This window comes from Streptomyces lydicus, from assembly GCF_001729485.1.
Classification (GTDB): domain Bacteria; phylum Actinomycetota; class Actinomycetes; order Streptomycetales; family Streptomycetaceae; genus Streptomyces; species Streptomyces lydicus_D.
In genome coordinates, this window is the sequence record NZ_CP017157.1 from 325,551 (window position 1) to 343,105 (window position 17,555).

At 66.4% G+C, this 17,555-nt stretch carries 13 protein-coding genes and 3 rRNA genes; 12 read left to right on the plus strand and 4 right to left on the minus strand.

What is annotated here, in order from left to right; all coding sequences use genetic code 11:
* Positions 1-107 precede the first annotated feature (107 nt).
* From SL103_RS01425 to SL103_RS01475, 12 genes are all read left to right on the plus strand, one after another.
* Positions 108-668 (plus strand): MarR family winged helix-turn-helix transcriptional regulator, encoded by a 561-nt coding sequence (locus SL103_RS01425; RefSeq protein ID WP_069566951.1) that lies wholly within the window; start codon positions 108-110, stop codon positions 666-668.
* Between the two features lie 724 nt (positions 669-1,392).
* Positions 1,393-2,921, plus strand: a 16S ribosomal RNA gene (locus tag SL103_RS01430).
* 303 nt (positions 2,922-3,224) lie between these two features.
* Positions 3,225-6,346, plus strand: a 23S ribosomal RNA gene (locus SL103_RS01435).
* Between the two features lie 77 nt (positions 6,347-6,423).
* Positions 6,424-6,540: ribosomal RNA gene (gene rrf / locus SL103_RS01440) — 5S ribosomal RNA — on the plus strand.
* Together the 16S, 23S and 5S rRNA genes form the textbook arrangement of a ribosomal RNA operon.
* Before the next feature lie 93 nt (positions 6,541-6,633).
* A complete protein-coding gene (locus SL103_RS01445) occupies positions 6,634-7,284 on the plus strand; it encodes an HAD family hydrolase (RefSeq protein ID WP_069566952.1) in 651 nt (216 codons plus the stop codon).
* Positions 7,285-7,400: 116 nt separating this feature from the next.
* Entirely contained in the window at positions 7,401-8,642 is a 1,242-nt protein-coding gene (locus tag SL103_RS01450) for an MFS transporter (RefSeq protein WP_069566953.1), read from the plus strand.
* Entirely contained in the window at positions 8,611-9,786 is a 1,176-nt protein-coding gene (locus SL103_RS01455; RefSeq protein WP_069566954.1) for an acetoin utilization protein AcuC, read from the plus strand. The genes SL103_RS01450 and SL103_RS01455 overlap by 32 nt, the downstream gene beginning before the upstream one ends.
* Before the next feature lie 91 nt (positions 9,787-9,877).
* Entirely contained in the window at positions 9,878-10,702 is an 825-nt protein-coding gene (locus tag SL103_RS01460; protein ID WP_069566955.1) for a phosphatase, read from the plus strand.
* Positions 10,703-10,830: 128 nt separating this feature from the next.
* Positions 10,831-11,040, plus strand: a complete 210-nt coding sequence (locus tag SL103_RS01465) for a helix-turn-helix domain-containing protein (protein ID WP_033271009.1) — start codon at positions 10,831-10,833, stop codon at positions 11,038-11,040.
* A gap of 120 nt (positions 11,041-11,160) precedes the next feature.
* Positions 11,161-11,259, plus strand: a complete 99-nt coding sequence (locus SL103_RS35685) for a 30S ribosomal protein bS22 (protein ID WP_003948845.1) — start codon at positions 11,161-11,163, stop codon at positions 11,257-11,259.
* A 199-nt stretch (positions 11,260-11,458) separates the two neighbouring features.
* Positions 11,459-12,508, plus strand: a complete 1,050-nt coding sequence (locus SL103_RS01470; protein WP_069566956.1) for an NAD-dependent epimerase/dehydratase family protein — start codon at positions 11,459-11,461, stop codon at positions 12,506-12,508.
* 14 nt (positions 12,509-12,522) lie between these two features.
* Positions 12,523-13,515: a lysophospholipid acyltransferase family protein gene (locus SL103_RS01475; protein ID WP_069566957.1), complete on the plus strand. Its 993-nt coding sequence runs from the start codon at positions 12,523-12,525 to the stop codon at positions 13,513-13,515.
* Between the two features lie 27 nt (positions 13,516-13,542).
* Here SL103_RS01475 and SL103_RS01480 read toward each other — a convergent pair whose 3' ends face one another.
* The 4 genes from SL103_RS01480 to SL103_RS01495 all read right to left on the minus strand — a co-directional run bounded on the left by SL103_RS01480 (position 13,543) and on the right by SL103_RS01495 (position 17,513).
* Positions 13,543-14,754: a DUF5667 domain-containing protein gene (locus tag SL103_RS01480; protein WP_069566958.1), complete on the minus strand. Its 1,212-nt coding sequence runs from the start codon at positions 14,752-14,754 to the stop codon at positions 13,543-13,545.
* A 284-nt stretch (positions 14,755-15,038) separates the two neighbouring features.
* The gene (locus SL103_RS01485; RefSeq protein ID WP_033271005.1) at positions 15,039-15,824 is read right to left on the minus strand and encodes an ECF subfamily RNA polymerase sigma factor, BldN family; all 786 of its coding nucleotides are present in this window, start codon (positions 15,822-15,824) and stop codon (positions 15,039-15,041) included.
* A 330-nt stretch (positions 15,825-16,154) separates the two neighbouring features.
* Complete coding sequence (locus SL103_RS01490; protein ID WP_033271004.1) at positions 16,155-17,096, minus strand: HAD family hydrolase; 942 nt, start codon at positions 17,094-17,096, stop codon at positions 16,155-16,157.
* Positions 17,097-17,234: 138 nt separating this feature from the next.
* On the minus strand, positions 17,235-17,513 hold the full coding sequence (locus tag SL103_RS01495; protein ID WP_069566959.1) for a glutaredoxin family protein: 279 nt from the start codon (positions 17,511-17,513) through the stop codon (positions 17,235-17,237).
* Between the last annotated feature and the right edge of the window lie 42 nt (positions 17,514-17,555).

The following is a 17,555-nucleotide window of genomic DNA, read 5'->3' on the forward strand; positions in this document are numbered from 1 at the left end:
CCCGTCCGGACAGTCTCACCCTGAAGACTTCAACTCTAAAGTTCGAAGCTAAAGACTACACGGAGAAGAACTTCAACGCCAATCACTTTCATGTCATACTGCGCCGCATGCCTGAGCCCTCCGATGCGGCCGCCGACGCAGCCGAGCCGAGCCTCGAGGAACAGATCGCGGCCTACCAGCGCGAATTCCAGGACCTCGACCCCCAGGTGGAGCAGGTCGTCTCCGCACTTCAGCGCCTCAACCGGCGCATGAACGTCGCCTACGGACGACAGACCGCCACCCTCGGCATGAGCAACGCCGAATGGGAGGTCCTCAAGGCCCTCGTCCTGGCCGGCGCCCCCTACCGCCTGGGCCCCGGCGAGCTCGCCAAGCGCCTCGGCCTCACCCCGGCCGCCATGACCCACCGCATTGACCGCATGGCGAACGAGGGCCTCGTGACGCGCGAGCGCGACGAGAACAACCGCGTCCGCGTGATCGTCGAGCTGACCCACGAGGGCCGCGAGAAGTGGCTCGAGGCGATGCGCCTGGCCACGGTCTTCGAAGAGGACCTCCTCCAGGACCTCTCCGGCGACGAGCGTCAGCTCCTCGGCCAGGTGCTCACCCGCCTGCTGCGCCGCGTCGAGGACGCCCAGCCGGACGCCGGCGGCCGCCTGAGCGACCTCGACTAATAGGGGTTGACACGGCGAGTTGACACGGCCTCGCCCGATCTGTAGTGTCCTCCGAGTTGCCACAGCGCCGGAACGGTTCTGCGGCGACCATCCCGCCGCTTCGCGGCACACCACTACTGCACGGCCCCTCACCGGGAACAATTTCGGTATGCCGAAATTCGGACCGCGGCGGATTATGCGTCGACGAGGAATACCGCTAACGTAGTGATCACGCCGAAAGGCGCGAACAAACCCCCTCCGACGGGGAATCAGAAACAAATTCGAGCCAGCAACGGCGCGGACAAGATCTGATAGAGTCGGAAAGGCCGAAAAGCGAAAGCTGAACGGCCAACCCCACTCCAACGGGGGGCCGGAGACGGAAACGGATCTGGTAAGGTTGGAACCGCGAAGAAGCCGAAAGGCCGAATCGCACCGGCGAAAATCGGAACCGCAAGGATCTGATAGAGTCGGAAACGCAACACCGAAGGGAAGCGCCCGGAGGAGAGCCCGAGAGGGAATCCAAAGGAAGCGTCCGTTCCTTGAGAACTCAACAGCGTGCCAAAAGTCAACGCCAGATATGTTGATACCCCGTCTACCGGAAACATCCGGCAGATGAGGTTCCTTTGAAAGTCCATCCCGTCCATGTGGCGCGGATGGCACACACAGCGAGGACGCTGTGAACGACCGGACCTATTCCGTTTGGTCGTTCCGCTCTCGTGTGTGTTGACCCGATTACGGGTAAACATTCACGGAGAGTTTGATCCTGGCTCAGGACGAACGCTGGCGGCGTGCTTAACACATGCAAGTCGAACGATGAACCTCCTTCGGGAGGGGATTAGTGGCGAACGGGTGAGTAACACGTGGGCAATCTGCCCTTCACTCTGGGACAAGCCCTGGAAACGGGGTCTAATACCGGATACGACACGGGGTCGCATGACCTCCGTGTGGAAAGCTCCGGCGGTGAAGGATGAGCCCGCGGCCTATCAGCTTGTTGGTGGGGTGATGGCCTACCAAGGCGACGACGGGTAGCCGGCCTGAGAGGGCGACCGGCCACACTGGGACTGAGACACGGCCCAGACTCCTACGGGAGGCAGCAGTGGGGAATATTGCACAATGGGCGAAAGCCTGATGCAGCGACGCCGCGTGAGGGATGACGGCCTTCGGGTTGTAAACCTCTTTCAGCAGGGAAGAAGCGAGAGTGACGGTACCTGCAGAAGAAGCGCCGGCTAACTACGTGCCAGCAGCCGCGGTAATACGTAGGGCGCAAGCGTTGTCCGGAATTATTGGGCGTAAAGAGCTCGTAGGCGGCTTGTCACGTCGGATGTGAAAGCCCGGGGCTTAACCCCGGGTCTGCATTCGATACGGGCAGGCTAGAGTTCGGTAGGGGAGATCGGAATTCCTGGTGTAGCGGTGAAATGCGCAGATATCAGGAGGAACACCGGTGGCGAAGGCGGATCTCTGGGCCGATACTGACGCTGAGGAGCGAAAGCGTGGGGAGCGAACAGGATTAGATACCCTGGTAGTCCACGCCGTAAACGTTGGGAACTAGGTGTGGGCGACATTCCACGTCGTCCGTGCCGCAGCTAACGCATTAAGTTCCCCGCCTGGGGAGTACGGCCGCAAGGCTAAAACTCAAAGGAATTGACGGGGGCCCGCACAAGCAGCGGAGCATGTGGCTTAATTCGACGCAACGCGAAGAACCTTACCAAGGCTTGACATACACCGGAAAACCCTGGAGACAGGGTCCCCCTTGTGGTCGGTGTACAGGTGGTGCATGGCTGTCGTCAGCTCGTGTCGTGAGATGTTGGGTTAAGTCCCGCAACGAGCGCAACCCTTGTTCTGTGTTGCCAGCATGCCCTTCGGGGTGATGGGGACTCACAGGAGACTGCCGGGGTCAACTCGGAGGAAGGTGGGGACGACGTCAAGTCATCATGCCCCTTATGTCTTGGGCTGCACACGTGCTACAATGGCCGGTACAATGAGCTGCGATACCGCGAGGTGGAGCGAATCTCAAAAAGCCGGTCTCAGTTCGGATTGGGGTCTGCAACTCGACCCCATGAAGTCGGAGTTGCTAGTAATCGCAGATCAGCATTGCTGCGGTGAATACGTTCCCGGGCCTTGTACACACCGCCCGTCACGTCACGAAAGTCGGTAACACCCGAAGCCGGTGGCCCAACCCCTTGTGGGAGGGAATCGTCGAAGGTGGGACTGGCGATTGGGACGAAGTCGTAACAAGGTAGCCGTACCGGAAGGTGCGGCTGGATCACCTCCTTTCTAAGGAGCACTTCTTACTCGGACTTGTCCGGGTCAGAGGCCAGTACATCAGCGAATGTCTGATGCTGGTTGCTCATGGGTGGAACGTTGACTATTCGGCACGGTCGGTTGGGATCATTAGTACTGCTTCGGCGTGGAACGTGAGTCTTCAACTGGTCGGGTCGGGCACGCTGTTGGGTATCTGAGGGTGTGGACTTGAGTCTGCTCCTTCGCGATGCCGGCCCCAGTGAACTCAGCCTTCGGGTTGGGGTGGTGGGTGGCTGGTCGTTGCTTGAGAACTGCACAGTGGACGCGAGCATCTGTGGCCAAGTTTTTAAGGGCGCACGGTGGATGCCTTGGCACCAGGAACCGATGAAGGACGTGGGAGGCCACGATAGGCCCCGGGGAGCTGTCAACCAAGCTTTGATCCGGGGGTGTCCGAATGGGGAAACCCGGCAGTCGTCATGGGCTGTCACCCGCTGCTGAACACATAGGCAGTGTGGAGGGAACGCGGGGAAGTGAAACATCTCAGTACCCGCAGGAAGAGAAAACAACCGTGATTCCGGGAGTAGTGGCGAGCGAAACTGGATGAGGCCAAACCAGTCACGTGTGATACCCGGCAGGGGTTGCGTGGTTGGGGTTGTGGGATCTCTTTTCTGCAGTCTGCCGGCTGTGGGACGAGTCAGAAACCGTTGATGTAGGCGAAGGACATGCGAAAGGTCCGGCGTAGAGGGTAAGACCCCCGTAGCTGAAACATTGACGGCTCGTTTAAGAGACACCCAAGTAGCACGGGGCCCGAGAAATCCCGTGTGAATCTGGCGGGACCACCCGTTAAGCCTAAATATTCCCTGGTGACCGATAGCGGATAGTACCGTGAGGGAATGGTGAAAAGTACCGCGGGAGCGGAGTGAAATAGTACCTGAAACCGTGTGCCTACAAGCCGTGGGAGCGTCGCTGTATGTGCTTGCACATGCAGTCGTGACTGCGTGCCTTTTGAAGAATGAGCCTGCGAGTTTGCGGTATGTTGCGAGGTTAACCCGTGTGGGGAAGCCGTAGCGAAAGCGAGTCCGAATAGGGCGTTGAGTAGCGTGCCCAAGACCCGAAGCGGAGTGATCTAGCCATGGGCAGGTTGAAGCGGAGGTAAGACTTCGTGGAGGACCGAACCCACCAGGGTTGAAAACCTGGGGGATGACCTGTGGTTAGGGGTGAAAGGCCAATCAAACTCCGTGATAGCTGGTTCTCCCCGAAATGCATTTAGGTGCAGCGTCGTGTGTTTCTTGCCGGAGGTAGAGCACTGGATAGGCGATGGGCCCTACCGGGTTACTGACCTTAGCCAAACTCCGAATGCCGGTAAGTGAGAGCGCGGCAGTGAGACTGTGGGGGATAAGCTCCATGGTCGAGAGGGAAACAGCCCAGAGCATCGACTAAGGCCCCTAAGCGTGTGCTAAGTGGGAAAGGATGTGGAGTCGCAGAGACAACCAGGAGGTTGGCTTAGAAGCAGCCACCCTTGAAAGAGTGCGTAATAGCTCACTGGTCAAGTGATTCCGCGCCGACAATGTAGCGGGGCTCAAGCACACCGCCGAAGTCATGTCATTGCGATATTACCCCCAACGGGGATCGTGATGGGTAGGGGAGCGTCGTGTGCCGGGTGAAGCAGCCGCGGAAGCGAGTTGTGGACGGTTCACGAGTGAGAATGCAGGCATGAGTAGCGATACAAGAGTGGGAAACTCTTGCGCCGATTGACTAAGGGTTCCTGGGTCAAGCTGATCTGCCCAGGGTAAGTCGGGACCTAAGGCGAGGCCGACAGGCGTAGTCGATGGACAACCGGTTGATATTCCGGTACCCGCTTTGAAGCGCCAAACATTGAATCAGGCGATGCTAAGTCCGTGAAGCCGCCGTGGATCCTTCGGGTGAAGCGGAGTGGTGGAGCCGACGAACCAGACTTGTAGTAGGTGAGTGATGGGGTGACGCAGGAAGGTAGTCCAGCCCGGGCGGTGGTTGTCCCGGGGTAAGGGTGTAGGCCGTGTGGTAGGTAAATCCGTCACACGTTAAGGCTGAGACCTGATGCCGAGCCGATTGTGGTGAAGTGGATGATCCTATGCTGTCGAGAAAAGCCTCTAGCGAGTTTCATGGCGGCCCGTACCCTAAACCGACTCAGGTGGTCAGGTAGAGAATACCGAGGCGTTCGGGTGAACTATGGTTAAGGAACTCGGCAAAATGCCCCCGTAACTTCGGGAGAAGGGGGGCCATTTCCAGTGATGAGACTTGCTCTCTGAGCTGGGGGTGGCCGCAGAGACCAGCGAGAAGCGACTGTTTACTAAAAACACAGGTCCGTGCGAAGCCGTAAGGCGATGTATACGGACTGACGCCTGCCCGGTGCTGGAACGTTAAGGGGACCGGTTAGTCATGATTCGTCATGGCGAAGCTGAGAACTTAAGCGCCAGTAAACGGCGGTGGTAACTATAACCATCCTAAGGTAGCGAAATTCCTTGTCGGGTAAGTTCCGACCTGCACGAATGGCGTAACGACTTCTCGACTGTCTCAACCATAGGCCCGGTGAAATTGCATTACGAGTAAAGATGCTCGTTTCGCGCAGCAGGACGGAAAGACCCCGGGACCTTTACTATAGCTTGATATTGGTGTTCGGTTCGGCTTGTGTAGGATAGGTGGGAGACTTTGAAGCGGCCACGCCAGTGGTTGTGGAGTCATTGTTGAAATACCACTCTGGTCGTGCTGGATGTCTAACCTGGGTCCGTGATCCGGATCAGGGACAGTGTCTGGTGGGTAGTTTAACTGGGGCGGTTGCCTCCTAAAGAGTAACGGAGGCGCCCAAAGGTTCCCTCAGCCTGGTTGGCAATCAGGTGTTGAGTGTAAGTGCACAAGGGAGCTTGACTGTGAGACTGACGGGTCGAGCAGGTACGAAAGTAGGGACTAGTGATCCGGCGGTGGCTTGTGGAAGCGCCGTCGCTCAACGGATAAAAGGTACCCCGGGGATAACAGGCTGATCTTCCCCAAGAGTCCATATCGACGGGATGGTTTGGCACCTCGATGTCGGCTCGTCGCATCCTGGGGCTGGAGTCGGTCCCAAGGGTTGGGCTGTTCGCCCATTAAAGCGGTACGCGAGCTGGGTTTAGAACGTCGTGAGACAGTTCGGTCCCTATCCGCTGTGCGCGTAGGAGTCTTGAGAAGGGCTGTCCCTAGTACGAGAGGACCGGGACGGACGAACCTCTGGTGTGCCAGTTGTCCTGCCAAGGGCATGGCTGGTTGGCTACGTTCGGAAAGGATAACCGCTGAAAGCATCTAAGCGGGAAGCCTGCTTCGAGATGAGGGCTCCCACCCCCTTGAGGGGTTAAGGCTCCCAGTAGACGACTGGGTTGATAGGCCAGATATGGAAGCGCCGTAAGGTGTGGAGTTGACTGGTACTAATAGGCCGAGGGCTTGTCCTCAGTTGCTCGCGTCCACTGTGTAGGTTCTGAAGTAACGACCGTTGTAGCCAGGCTCCGGTTGGTTAACTTCATAGTGTTTCGGTGGTCATAGCGTTAGGGAAACGCCCGGTTACATTTCGAACCCGGAAGCTAAGCCTTTCAGCGCCGATGGTACTGCAGGGGGGACCCTGTGGGAGAGTAGGACGCCGCCGAACAATTTTTCAGCTCCGGTCCCTGAACCTTCGTGGTTCAGGGACCGGAGCTTTTTTGCGTTTCGGCCGGTCCGGCCGTGCGCATAGGGTCGCGGCATGCGATACGGCCTGGTCATCTTCGACAACGACGGGGTGCTGGTCGACAGCGAGCCCCTTTCCAATGCCGTTCTTGCCGGCTATCTCACCGAGCTCGGGCATCCCACGTCGTACGAGGAATCGATACGCGATTACATGGGGTCGGCGATGCATCGGATCCACGAGCTCGTCATGAAGCGCACGGGGCAGCGGCTGCCCGAGGATTTCGACGACGTGTTCCACGCCCGGGTCTTTGCGGCGTTCGAGCGGGAGTTGAAGCCCGTGCCGGGGGCGCGGGAGGTACTGGAGACGCTGGCCGCGGACGGTGTGCCGTACTGCGTCGCGTCTTCCGGGACCCATGAGCGGATCCGGGTGGGGCACCGGACGACGGGCCTGGACCGGTGGTTCCCGGCGGGGCGGGTCTTCAGCTCCCAGGACGTGGGGCGGGGGAAGCCGGCGCCGGATCTGTTCCTGCACGCGGCGCGGGAGAGGGGGGTCGCGCCCGAGAGGTGTGCGGTGGTCGAGGACAGTCCGCTGGGGGTGCAGGCCGCGGTCGCCGCGGGGATGGACGTCTACGGGTTCACCGCGATGACGCCGGCGGAGAAGCTGGCGGAGGCGGGCGCGACGGCGCTGTTCGCCGCTATGGCGGAGCTGCTGGAGCTGTTGCGATAGGGGCGGTCGAGGCGGCCGTGGCTGTGGGGGCGGGGCGTCACCTGTCGGACGTACGTCGGAATCGGTGATGTGATCCATCTACCCAGCGGTAGCGGCGAGTTCTAGGCTGAGCGGCCATGACGGCCCCTCTGGTACCGGGAGCGCAGCTGCGGCACGGCCGGCTCTCGCTCGCCCTCAGTTTTTTCGTCCAGGGCGCGGTCTTCGCCCTCCTCGTGACACGCATACCGGCGATCCAGGACCGGTACGGGATATCGGACGGGCTGTTGCCCGCCTTTCTGGCGGCGGTACCGGTACTGGCCGGGGTCGGCAGCGTCGCCACCGAGCAGGTGGTGAAGCGGGTACGGCCGAGCCGGGTGCTGCGGTGCGTGCAGCCGGTGGTGTGCCTGGCGCTGCTGGCCGTCGGCGCGGTCGGTTCGATGGCCCAGGTAGCGGTGGCGCTGGCGGTGTTCGGGCTGGCGGTGGGGGCGTTGGACGCCTCGATGAACATGCTCGGGGTGAGCCTGCAGCGGGCGTACGGGCGGAGCATCATGCTCGGCTTTCACGCCGCGTACAGCCTGGGCGGCATCGTGGGGGCGTCGCTGGCCTGGGCCGGGGCGCACTGGGAGCTGTCCCTGGGCCTGCTGTACGGGCCGGTGGTGGCCGTGCTGGTGCCGCTGGCGCTGGTCGTGGGCCGGTGGTTCGTCGACCAGCGGCCCGCCGAGGGGGAGCCCGGGGACGGGCCGCGGGCGGAGGAGCGGGGCACGCCCGTCGCGATGCGGCTGCTGTTGCCGCTGTGTCTGGTGATGGCCTTCGCGTACATCGGGGACTCGACGGTCTCCAACTGGAGCGCCAAGTACCTGCAGGACGTCCTGGGGAGCTCGGAGCAGCTCGCCACCGTGCCGTACAACGTCTACATGGTCACCACGCTGCTCGGGCGGGCGGTCGGCGACCTGGGGGTGCGGCGGTTCGGGGCGGCCGCGGTGGTGCGGTGCGGGACGGTGGTCGCGGCCGGCGGGTTCGCGGTGGTGGCGGCCGCGCCGGGGGCCTGGACCGGGATGGCGGGGTTCACGCTGCTGGGGCTCGGGTTGTGCGTGATCGTGCCGCAGACCTTCGCCGCGGCGGGCCGGTACGCGTACGAGAACCATGGCCCGGGGGCTTCGGACATGGCTGTCGCCCGGCTGAACATTTTCAACTATGTGGGCTTTTTGATCGGCTCCCCGTTGGTGGGGGCGCTCGGTGACGCGTGGAGCTATCGGGGGGCGATGCTCGTACCGATGGCGCTGGTGCTGGTGACGCTCGTGTATGCCCGCTCGTTCGGGGCGCCGCAGGCCAGATACGGTGACGGGCATGAGCGGCCGCGCACAGCTGATGTGGGATGAGGCAGTAACGGGCTACGACTTCGGGTCCGGGCATCCGATGGACCCGGTACGGCTCGCGCTGACCATGCGCCTGGTGGAGGCGTTCGAGCTCGACCGTGGGCCGCTGGAGGTGGTCGCGGCCAAGCCCGCCGGGGACTCCACCCTGCGGCTGGTGCACCGCGAGGACTACATCGACGCGGTCCGCCGGGCCTCGGCCGATCCCGCCGCCGCGGACCTCTCGTACGGACTGGGGACGGCGGACGATCCGGCGTTCGTGGGGATGCACGAGGCGTCCGCGCTGATCGCCGGGCAGTCGGTCGGGGCGGCGGAGGCGGTCTGGCGCGGCGACGCGGCGCACGCGGTGAACTTCGCCGGCGGGCTGCACCACGCGATGCCGGGCGGCGCGTCCGGGTTCTGCATCTACAACGACGCCTCGCTGGCGATCGCCCGGCTGCTGGAACTGGGGGCCGAGCGGGTCGCGTACGTGGATGTGGACGTGCACCACGGCGACGGGGTGCAGGCGGCGTTCTGGGAGGACCCGCGGGTCCTGACGATCTCTCTGCACGAGCATCCGCGCACGCTCTTCCCGCAGACCGGCTGGCCGGAGGAGACCGGCGGAGCGGGCGCGGCCGGCAGCGCGGTGAATCTGGCGCTGCCGGCCGGGACCGGCGACACGGGCTGGCTGCGGGCCTTCCACGCGGTGGTGCCGGAGCTGCTGGAGGCGTTCCGGCCGCAGGTGCTCGTCACCCAGCACGGCGCGGACACCCACTTCGAGGACCCGCTCGCGCACCTCGCGGTGAGCCTGGACGCCCAGCGGGCCGTGGCCGAGTCCTGTCATGCGCTGGCGCACGAGCACGCGGACGGCCGGTGGGTCGCCCTCGGGGGCGGCGGCTACGCGGTGGTGGACGTGGTGCCGCGCAGCTGGACGCATCTGACGGCTATCGCGGCGGGCCGGCCGATCGATCCGGCCTCGGCGGTGCCGGAGGCGTGGCGGCACGAAGTGTTCCGCCGGACCCGGCAGCTGGCGCCGCAGCGGATGACGGACGGCCGTACGCCGCAGTGGCGGGACTTCGTCGACGGCGGGTACGACCCGGCGGACCGGCTGGACCAGGCGGTGCTGGCCACCCGCCGCGCGGTGTTCCCGGCGCACGGTCTGCTGCCGTAGCGGCGCGTCCGGTGCGGGCTCAACGGCCGCTGTGCCACGGATGTGTGATTACCCGTCGGTTGGGGCACCGGTAGGGCGGCCGGCGGTCAGCATGGTGCGCGTGTCGGTCACCGGAGAGCTGCGGGCGCATCTGATCCAGGCGCGGCTCGCGGGGACGATCGCGACCGCGCGGGAGAAGAGCCTGGGGCGCTATCGGCTCTTCGCCGCGCGCGACCCGCGGGTGCTGCTCGGCCTGGATCCCGAACGGGACTGGCCGTTCGGTGAAGTACTGCGACTGATGGGGCAGAAGTGCGGAGTTTCGGTCGACCCCGCGCATACTTCCGGCCCAGATGTGATCGATCCGGACCGTACGGTCGCGGCGCTCGACCGGTTCGCGGACCGGGTCGGTGCGGCGGCCGGCCGCCGGGCGCCGGTGCTCCTCGGCACCGGCCATCCGCACCGGTTGCTCGACTTCTACGCCGCCCTCGCAGACGCCCTCTCGTCGGCGGGCTGCCCCGTACTCACCTCGGCGTATGGCTCCCGTGTCGACATAGCGACCCGGTTCGGCGTACGTACCCGCCTTCTCGACTACGTACGGGGAGTCGCGATGATGCGAGAGACCGGCGTGCGGGGCGCGCCCGGGGAGGGGGGCGTACACACCCATTCCCCGCTCCCTGTGAGGGCCGTTCTCGGGGCCGCGGCGGACGCCGGAGAGCCGCTTCCGGAGTTGGTCATCGGGGACCACGGTTGGGTCTGCGGGGCAGGTCAGCTGGGCATCGAGGCGATCGGGCTGGCGGATGCGGACGACCCCGCGCCGTTCGTCGGCCAGGCGGAGGGGCGGGTGTCCGAAGTGGTGCCGCTCGACGACGCCGCGCCGGCCGCGTCCTATCGCCCGCTCGCCCGCTATGTACTTAATCGTGCGGATCTGCCCCGATAGACGGCTGTTCGCTGCTCCTCTTCCCCACTCGCATCACCCGCCCCTAATCTGGGGAGTGAGCGCATAGCGACGAAGAGTCACCGGAGGGGAAGCCGGTGACCGTCTTATGCGGAAGGTGCAGGTGTGGCATGGCTGCAGACCAGAAGCCTCTGAACGAGGTTGTGTTCCTGACGGTGGCGGAAGTCGCCACGGTGATGCGAGTGTCGAAGATGACCGTGTACCGCTTGGTGCACAGCGGTCATCTGCCCGCGATTCGGGTGGGGAGGTCCTTCCGGGTGCCGGAGCAGGCGGTTCACGACTATCTCCGTGAGTCCTTCGTGGGGGTGGAATCAGCCTGACGGGTCCCTCGCCGACCCTCGGATTACGCCGTTCGCCCGGCGCCGGGTAGGCTGGCCCGATGTAGGTAGTGTGGGCTCGGACGCCCCGCACCGAGTAATTCGAAGTGAGCGAGGGTAGTCGTGGGCTCTGTTATCAAGAAGCGGCGCAAGCGGATGGCCAAGAAGAAGCACCGCAAGCTGCTCAAGCGCACCCGTGTTCAGCGTCGTAACAAGAAGTAAGCGGCGCTGATCGCGATTTCGCAGCCCCCCATCGCCTTGGTGCGATCGGGGGCTGCTGCGCGTTGTGGGCCGTATGGACGGTGGTCGGACGGAAATGTCGCCGCGGGCATCCCGTGGTCATCACAGTGCAACACCGACCCGATAGCGTGGCCTGCACAGCTGGACCTGGGGAAGTCGCGGCGGGAAGGAAGGGCTGATCTTGGGCAAGGTCGTGCTCGTCACGGGAGTCGCACGGCAACTGGGCGGCCGGTTCGTCCGCCGCATCCAGCGTGATCCCGACGTCGACCGGGTGATCGGCGTCGACGCCGTGGCACCGGAGCACCATCTGGGCGGCGCCGAATTCCTCCGGGCGGACATCCGGCACCCGGCCATCGCCAGGGTCCTGGCCGAGACGGGCGTCGACACCGTCATCCATATGGACATCAACGGCACGCCGTTGGGCAAGCGCGGCGGCCGCGCCTCGGTGAAGGAAACCAACGTCATCGGGACGATGCAGCTGCTGGGCGCCTGCCAGAAGGCGCCGAACGTGCAGCGCCTGGTCATCAAGTCGAGCACCAGCGTCTACGGCTCCGCGCCCCGCGACCCCGCCGTCTTCACCGAGACCACCACCCCCAAGTCCCTGCCCAGCGGCGGCTTCGCCAAGGACATCGTCGAGGTCGAGGGCTACGTCCGCGGCTTCGCCCGGCGCCGGCCCGACGTGGCGGTGTGCGTCCTGCGGTTCGCCAACATCCTCGGGCCGTGCGCGGACTCCCCGCTCGCCGAGTACTTCTCGCTGCCCGTGCTGCCCACCGTCCTCGGGTACGACCCGCGGCTGCAGTTCGTCCATGAGGACGACGCCATCGAGGTGCTGCGGATCGCCGCCGCCGTGCCGCGCCGCGGCACGCTCAACAGCGGCACCTTCAACATCGCCGGGGACGGCGTCCTGCTGCTGTCGCAGACCTCCCGTCGGCTGGGCCGGCCCACCCTGCCGCTGTTCCTGCCCACCGTGACCTGGGCCGGTACGGCGCTGCGGTCCATCGGCATCACGGACTTCTCGCCGGAGCAGATCCGGCTGCTCACGCACGGCAGGGTCGTCGAAACGACACAGATGCGCGAGACACTGGGGTTCCACCCGAAGTACACGACGGCGGAGACCTTCGCGGAATTCGCCCGCAGCCGCGGACCCGGGCTGCTGCCGCCCGAGTCCCTCGCCCGCACCGTCGACCGGCTCGCCGGCGTGCTGCCCGCACGCGGCGGCCCGACCCAGTGAGGAGTTCACCCACGATGGCGGACGCCAAGGTCATTCCCTTCGGCGAGGAGCCTCGGGCGCGCAGGAAGGCCAGGCGGGCCGGGCGCACGGGGCGCGGTACGGCGCTGGCGCCCGTACCGGAGGCACGGACCGAGCACCCGCCGGCGACACCCCCGCGGCCGGGCCCGCGGTCCCTCGACGAGCGGATCGCGGGCGGCCTGGCGTTCCTCCGCCGGCGGATCACCGGTGACTACGAGGTCGACGACTTCGGCTACGACGAGGAGCTGACCGACCAGGTCCTCATGTCGCTGCTGCGTCCGGTGTACGAGAAGTACTTCCGGGTCGAGGTCAAGGGCATCGAGAACATCCCCGCGAGCGGTGGTGCGCTGGTCGTCTCCAACCACTCCGGGACGCTGCCGTTGGACGGCCTGATGCTCCAGGTCGCGGTGCACGACAACCACCCGGCACAGCGTCACCTGCGGCTGCTGGCGGCCGATTTGGTGTTCGTCCTGCCGGTGATAAACGAGCTGGCGCGCAAGGCCGGGCACACCCTCGCCTGCGCGGAGGACGCCCAGCGGCTGCTGGAGCGCGGTGAGATCGTCGGGGTGATGCCGGAGGGCTTCAAGGGCATCGGCAAGCCCTTCGCGGACCGCTACAAGCTCCAGCGCTTCGGGCGGGGCGGCTTCGTCTCGACGGCGCTGAAGGCCGGGGTGCCGATCGTGCCGTGCTCGATCGTGGGCGCGGAGGAGATCTACCCGATGGTCGGCAACGCCAAGACGCTGGCGCGGGTGCTGGGACTGCCGTACTTCCCGATCACGCCGACGTTCCCGTGGCTCGGGCCGCTGGGCGCGGTGCCGCTGCCGACGAAGTGGACGATCCAGTTCGGCGAGCCGATTCCGACGGACAGCTATCCGCCGGAGGCGGCGGACGACCCGATGCTGATGTTCAACCTGACGGACCAGGTCCGCGAGACGATCCAGCACACCCTCTACAAACTGCTGGTGCAGCGGCGCTCGGTGTTCTTCTGACGCAGCACCGAGCGCCGCGGGCGGGAGCTACTTCGGCAGGTCCTCGCCGTTGATGCCCAGCTCGGGCAGCAGCCCCGGCAGCAAGGGCGGCAGGGTGACATCGGGGTGGCCGGCGGAGTCCCGGCCGCTGCCGTGGCCGCGCTCGTGCGGTGACGGGCTGCCGCTCCGGTCCGACGGGCCGAGCAGGCCACCCGTGTTGCCGCCGAGCAGGCCGTCGTCCCGGGACGGTGAGGCCGACGGGCGCGGGCCGTGCGGGCCGGCCGCGTGCCGGCCGGAGGTGGACGTGCTGCCGGCCGGTGCCGGACGGCCGTCGGAGCCGGAACCGGTGCCCGCGGAGGCGGGCGTGTCGCGGTGGTGGCGCGTGCCGTCCGGGTTGGGCGGCAGCAGCGAGCGGAGCGGACCGACCTCTTGGTCTATGGCGTCGAAGACCGAACTGACCTGGTCCCGGACGTCCATGAGCTGCACCGGGAGCTTGTCGCGCAGCTGTGACCAGGTGCCGCGGTGGGCCTTGGTGAAGGAGTTCAGCGTCTGGATGGGGCCCAGCGAGCCGTCCCGCTCGTACGCCTGGTGCAGCAGCTTGTGACCCTCGCCCGCGTCGTGGGTGACGCCGGACAGCGCCCGGCGGACCTCCCCGAGCGCCTCGTGGTCGAGATCGGCGACCCGGCCGCGCTCCATCAGGCGGCGGGCCTCCATCATGCGGGTGGACGCCTGGTCCAGGAAGAGCCGGCCGCGGTCGGCGTCGTCGTCGGCCATGCCGAGTCTGAGGTCCTCCATGCCGCGCTTGAGCCCGTAGAGGGAGTCGCCGGGGAGGGCGTCGGAGCTGGCCGCGGCGACGCCGCTGAAGGCTCCGGCGGCGACGCCGACCGTCAGCCCGCCCGCTGCCAGCCCCTTGGAGAGCCGGGAGCGCGGCCGCAGCCGGCCGATCGATTTCGCGGCGCGGTGCGCGCCCCGGTGTTCACGCTGCTCGGGCACCCTGGCGCCGTCGGACGAAGCGCCTTCGGCGAAGGCGGACTCCATCGCGGCGAGGAGCTGGGCGCGCTGGACAGTCTTGACCTCGGCAGCCATCTCCGGCCTCGGAAGTTTCCCGAGGCCGTCGGCGACCGCCAACAGCCTTGCTTCGCCCGGCACTTGCGCCGGCATACCGACCTGCTCCTCGGCCGCCGCGCCCTCGAGGACCTGCTCCTCCAGGGCCTGGGCGAAGGCGTTGGCCCGCCGGTGCACCGAGACATTCGTGATCACGGGCGGCACCTCCTCTCGTCATCCCGCTCGACTCCCCGGACTGGCTTTGACTATCCAGACGGGCCGGACGGTTGCACGCCGGTGTCCGCGGCCACTCGATCGAGTGAGAGGCAGCGGGCATGGCGTGACCGCATGGAGCCTGCATCCCGCACAACGAGCGGCGCGGCACTCGGGTTACGCACTCACGATGATCTGACCGACCGGACATGGGTGGTCACCAAACGTGAGCGAGGCGCGGCGTGCGGGCGGTCGGAGAAGCGGCGTACGGGGGGGGTGGGTGGGGGTCAGCGGGCGTCTTCGGGGAGGAGGCGCGCCAGGGTGCGGACGGCCCGGTACTGGAGGGTCTTGATCGCGCCCTCGTTCTTGCCCATGACGCGGGCGGTCTCGGCGACCGAGAGGCCCTGCAGGAACCGCAGCGTGACGCATTCCTGCTGCTGGGGGTTGAGCTTGCGTACCGCCTCCAGGAGGGCGGCGTTGGAGAGGGATTCGAGGACCGAGTCCTCGGGGCTGCGCTCGACCTCGTTGGCGTCGAGCATCTCTCCGGTGGTGACTTCCAGGCGGAAGCGCGAGGACTTGAAGTGATCGGCGACGAGGTTGCGGGCGATGGTCACCAGCCAGGCGCCGAAGTCTCGGCCCTGCCAGGTGAAGGTGCCGATGCGGCGCAGGGCGCGCAGAAAGGTCTCGCTGGTGAGGTCCTCGGCCGTGGCACGGCCGCCGACGCGGTAGTAGATGTAGCGGTAAACCGTGTCGGCGTACTGGTCGTACAGGCGGCCGAACGCCTCGGCCTCGCCGGCCTGGGCGCGTTCGACGAGGTCCATCATGCGACGGCTGTCGCTGTCGGCGGGGCGCCGGGCGGTGGTGGTGCCGGCGCCGGCGCGGCGGGTTCTGCCGGCGGCCTTGCCGACCGCAGCGCTCCCGTCGGCCAGGGCGTAGCAGGGGCCGGCAGCGGGGACGGCTGAGGCGAATGCGGGGACGGCGTACGCGGTGGGGACAAAACTGCGCAGGTGGTCGACGAGTGTCGTACGCAGCGTAGCCAGGCCCGAGGCGTCAACCCCGACGTGTGGGTACACGGGACTCCCAGAGGCAGAGCTTCCATCACGTGCAGTGCGGGACCGTTCACTCGTCGTAGGGACGTGTGGGTTCCGGATTGCGTCTGAGGAGAATAACGCTTCGTACAGGCAGCGCTACACCCAGTTGCTCAAATCATCGATTACTTACGTTCCGTGCCGGGTTGGTGGCAGATCAAGTATCGATTACTGAGTAACTTTTGATCGGAAGGGAACGCAATCTGCCTGGTTGGAGGGCGTGTTGTGGCTGACCGTCAGCAAGGGGACTGACGGGGCGCTCCAGGGGGTAGGGACCGGGGATGGCTCGCCGCGCCGTGGCGCGATCAGCCCTGGTCAGCGGCGTCGGCGCTGGAGGGCGACGGCGGCCGCGGCGCCCCCGGCGAGGGCGCCCACGCCGGCCGCCGCCGGGATGCCGATCTTGGCCGCCTTGCGGCCGGTGCGGTAGTCGCGCAGCCGCCAGCCCTGCTCCCGGGCGTGCTTGCGCAGCCGGCTGTCGGGATTGATGGCGTACGGGTGTCCGACGAGGGAGAGCATCGGGATGTCGTTGGCCGAGTCGCTGTAGGCGGCGCAGTGCGACAGGTCCAGGCCCTCGGCCGCCGCCAGGGCGCGGACCGCCTCGGCCTTGGCCGGGCCGTGCAGCGGCTCGCCGACCAGCTTGCCCGTGTAGACCCCGCCGACGGACTCGGCGACGGTGCCCAGTGCGCCGGTCAGGCCGAGCCGGCGGGCGATGATCGTCGCGGTCTCCACGGGGGCCGCGGTCACCAGCCAGACCTTCTGGCCGGCGTCGAGGTGGGCCTGGGCGAGCGCGCGGGTGCCCGGCCAGACGCGCTCGGCCATGTACTCGTCGTAGATCTCCTCGCCGATGGACATCAGCTCGGCGACGCGATGGCCCTGGACGATGGACAGGGCGCTGTTGCGGACGTCCGCCATGTGCTCGGGGTTCTCCGAGCCGGCCAGCCGGAAGTAGATCTGCTGCCAGGCGAAGCGGGCCAGGTCGCGCTTGTGGAAGAAGTGCCGCTTGTACAGGCCGCGGCCGAAGTGGAACAGCGCGGCGCCCTGCATGACGGTGTTGTCGAGGTCGAAGAAGGCGGCGGCCGCGGTGTCCCCGACGACCGGGAACTCGGGCTCGGCCGGGGTCTCCTCGACCGGCGGCGCCTCCTGCGAGGACTTGCGGGCGGCCTCGGCCGCGGCCTCGCCGGCCAGCACACTGCGGGCCGTGGCGGGTCGGCGGCGGCGGGGGATCCAGCCCAGGTCGAAGAGCGCCCCGGAGGGCATCCAGCCGGATCGGCGAGCGGGCGACATGCCGCTAGCGTAGCCAGTTTGTTCGGGGCTTCCGGTTACGGGCGCGTGTCCGGAAGGGCTGGAGCGGCGGACGGTTGGATTACGGCCAGGTCCGGGGGGTGGGGACCGGGCTCAGGCGCCCAGGGCCGTACGCAGCCGCTTGGGGTCCACCCGCCAGAAGTCGTGCTGGGCGCCGTCGACGAGGACGACCGGAATCTGCTCCCAGTACTTGCGGTGGAGCTCGGCGTCCTCGGTGATGTCCTTCCTCTCCCACGACGCGCCGGTCTCGGCGCACACCTTCTCGATCACCGCCTGCGCGTCGTCACACAGGTGGCAGCCGGGCTTGCCGACGAGGGTCACCATCCGGTCGGCGGGGCTCTTGCGTGGGCTGCGGCTGAAGAGGGGGGCCATGGGGTCATTGTGCCCGGTCGGGGCGGTGCTCCGAAGGGGCGA

Coding starts and splice junctions, on each gene's coding strand:
- SL103_RS01425 (WP_069566951.1), top strand. CDS start 108: ATGCCTGAGCCCTCCGATGCGGCCGCCGACGCAGCCGAGCCGAGCCTC.
- SL103_RS01445 (WP_069566952.1), top strand. CDS start 6,634: ATGCGATACGGCCTGGTCATCTTCGACAACGACGGGGTGCTGGTCGAC.
- SL103_RS01450 (WP_069566953.1), top strand. CDS start 7,401: ATGACGGCCCCTCTGGTACCGGGAGCGCAGCTGCGGCACGGCCGGCTC.
- SL103_RS01455 (WP_069566954.1), top strand. CDS start 8,611: ATGAGCGGCCGCGCACAGCTGATGTGGGATGAGGCAGTAACGGGCTAC.
- SL103_RS01460 (WP_069566955.1), top strand. CDS start 9,878: ATGGTGCGCGTGTCGGTCACCGGAGAGCTGCGGGCGCATCTGATCCAG.
- SL103_RS01465 (WP_033271009.1), top strand. CDS start 10,831: ATGGCTGCAGACCAGAAGCCTCTGAACGAGGTTGTGTTCCTGACGGTG.
- SL103_RS01475 (WP_069566957.1), top strand. CDS start 12,523: ATGGCGGACGCCAAGGTCATTCCCTTCGGCGAGGAGCCTCGGGCGCGC.
- SL103_RS01490 (WP_033271004.1), bottom strand. CDS start 17,096: ATGCCCTCCGGGGCGCTCTTCGACCTGGGCTGGATCCCCCGCCGCCGC.
- SL103_RS01495 (WP_069566959.1), bottom strand. CDS start 17,513: ATGGCCCCCCTCTTCAGCCGCAGCCCACGCAAGAGCCCCGCCGACCGG.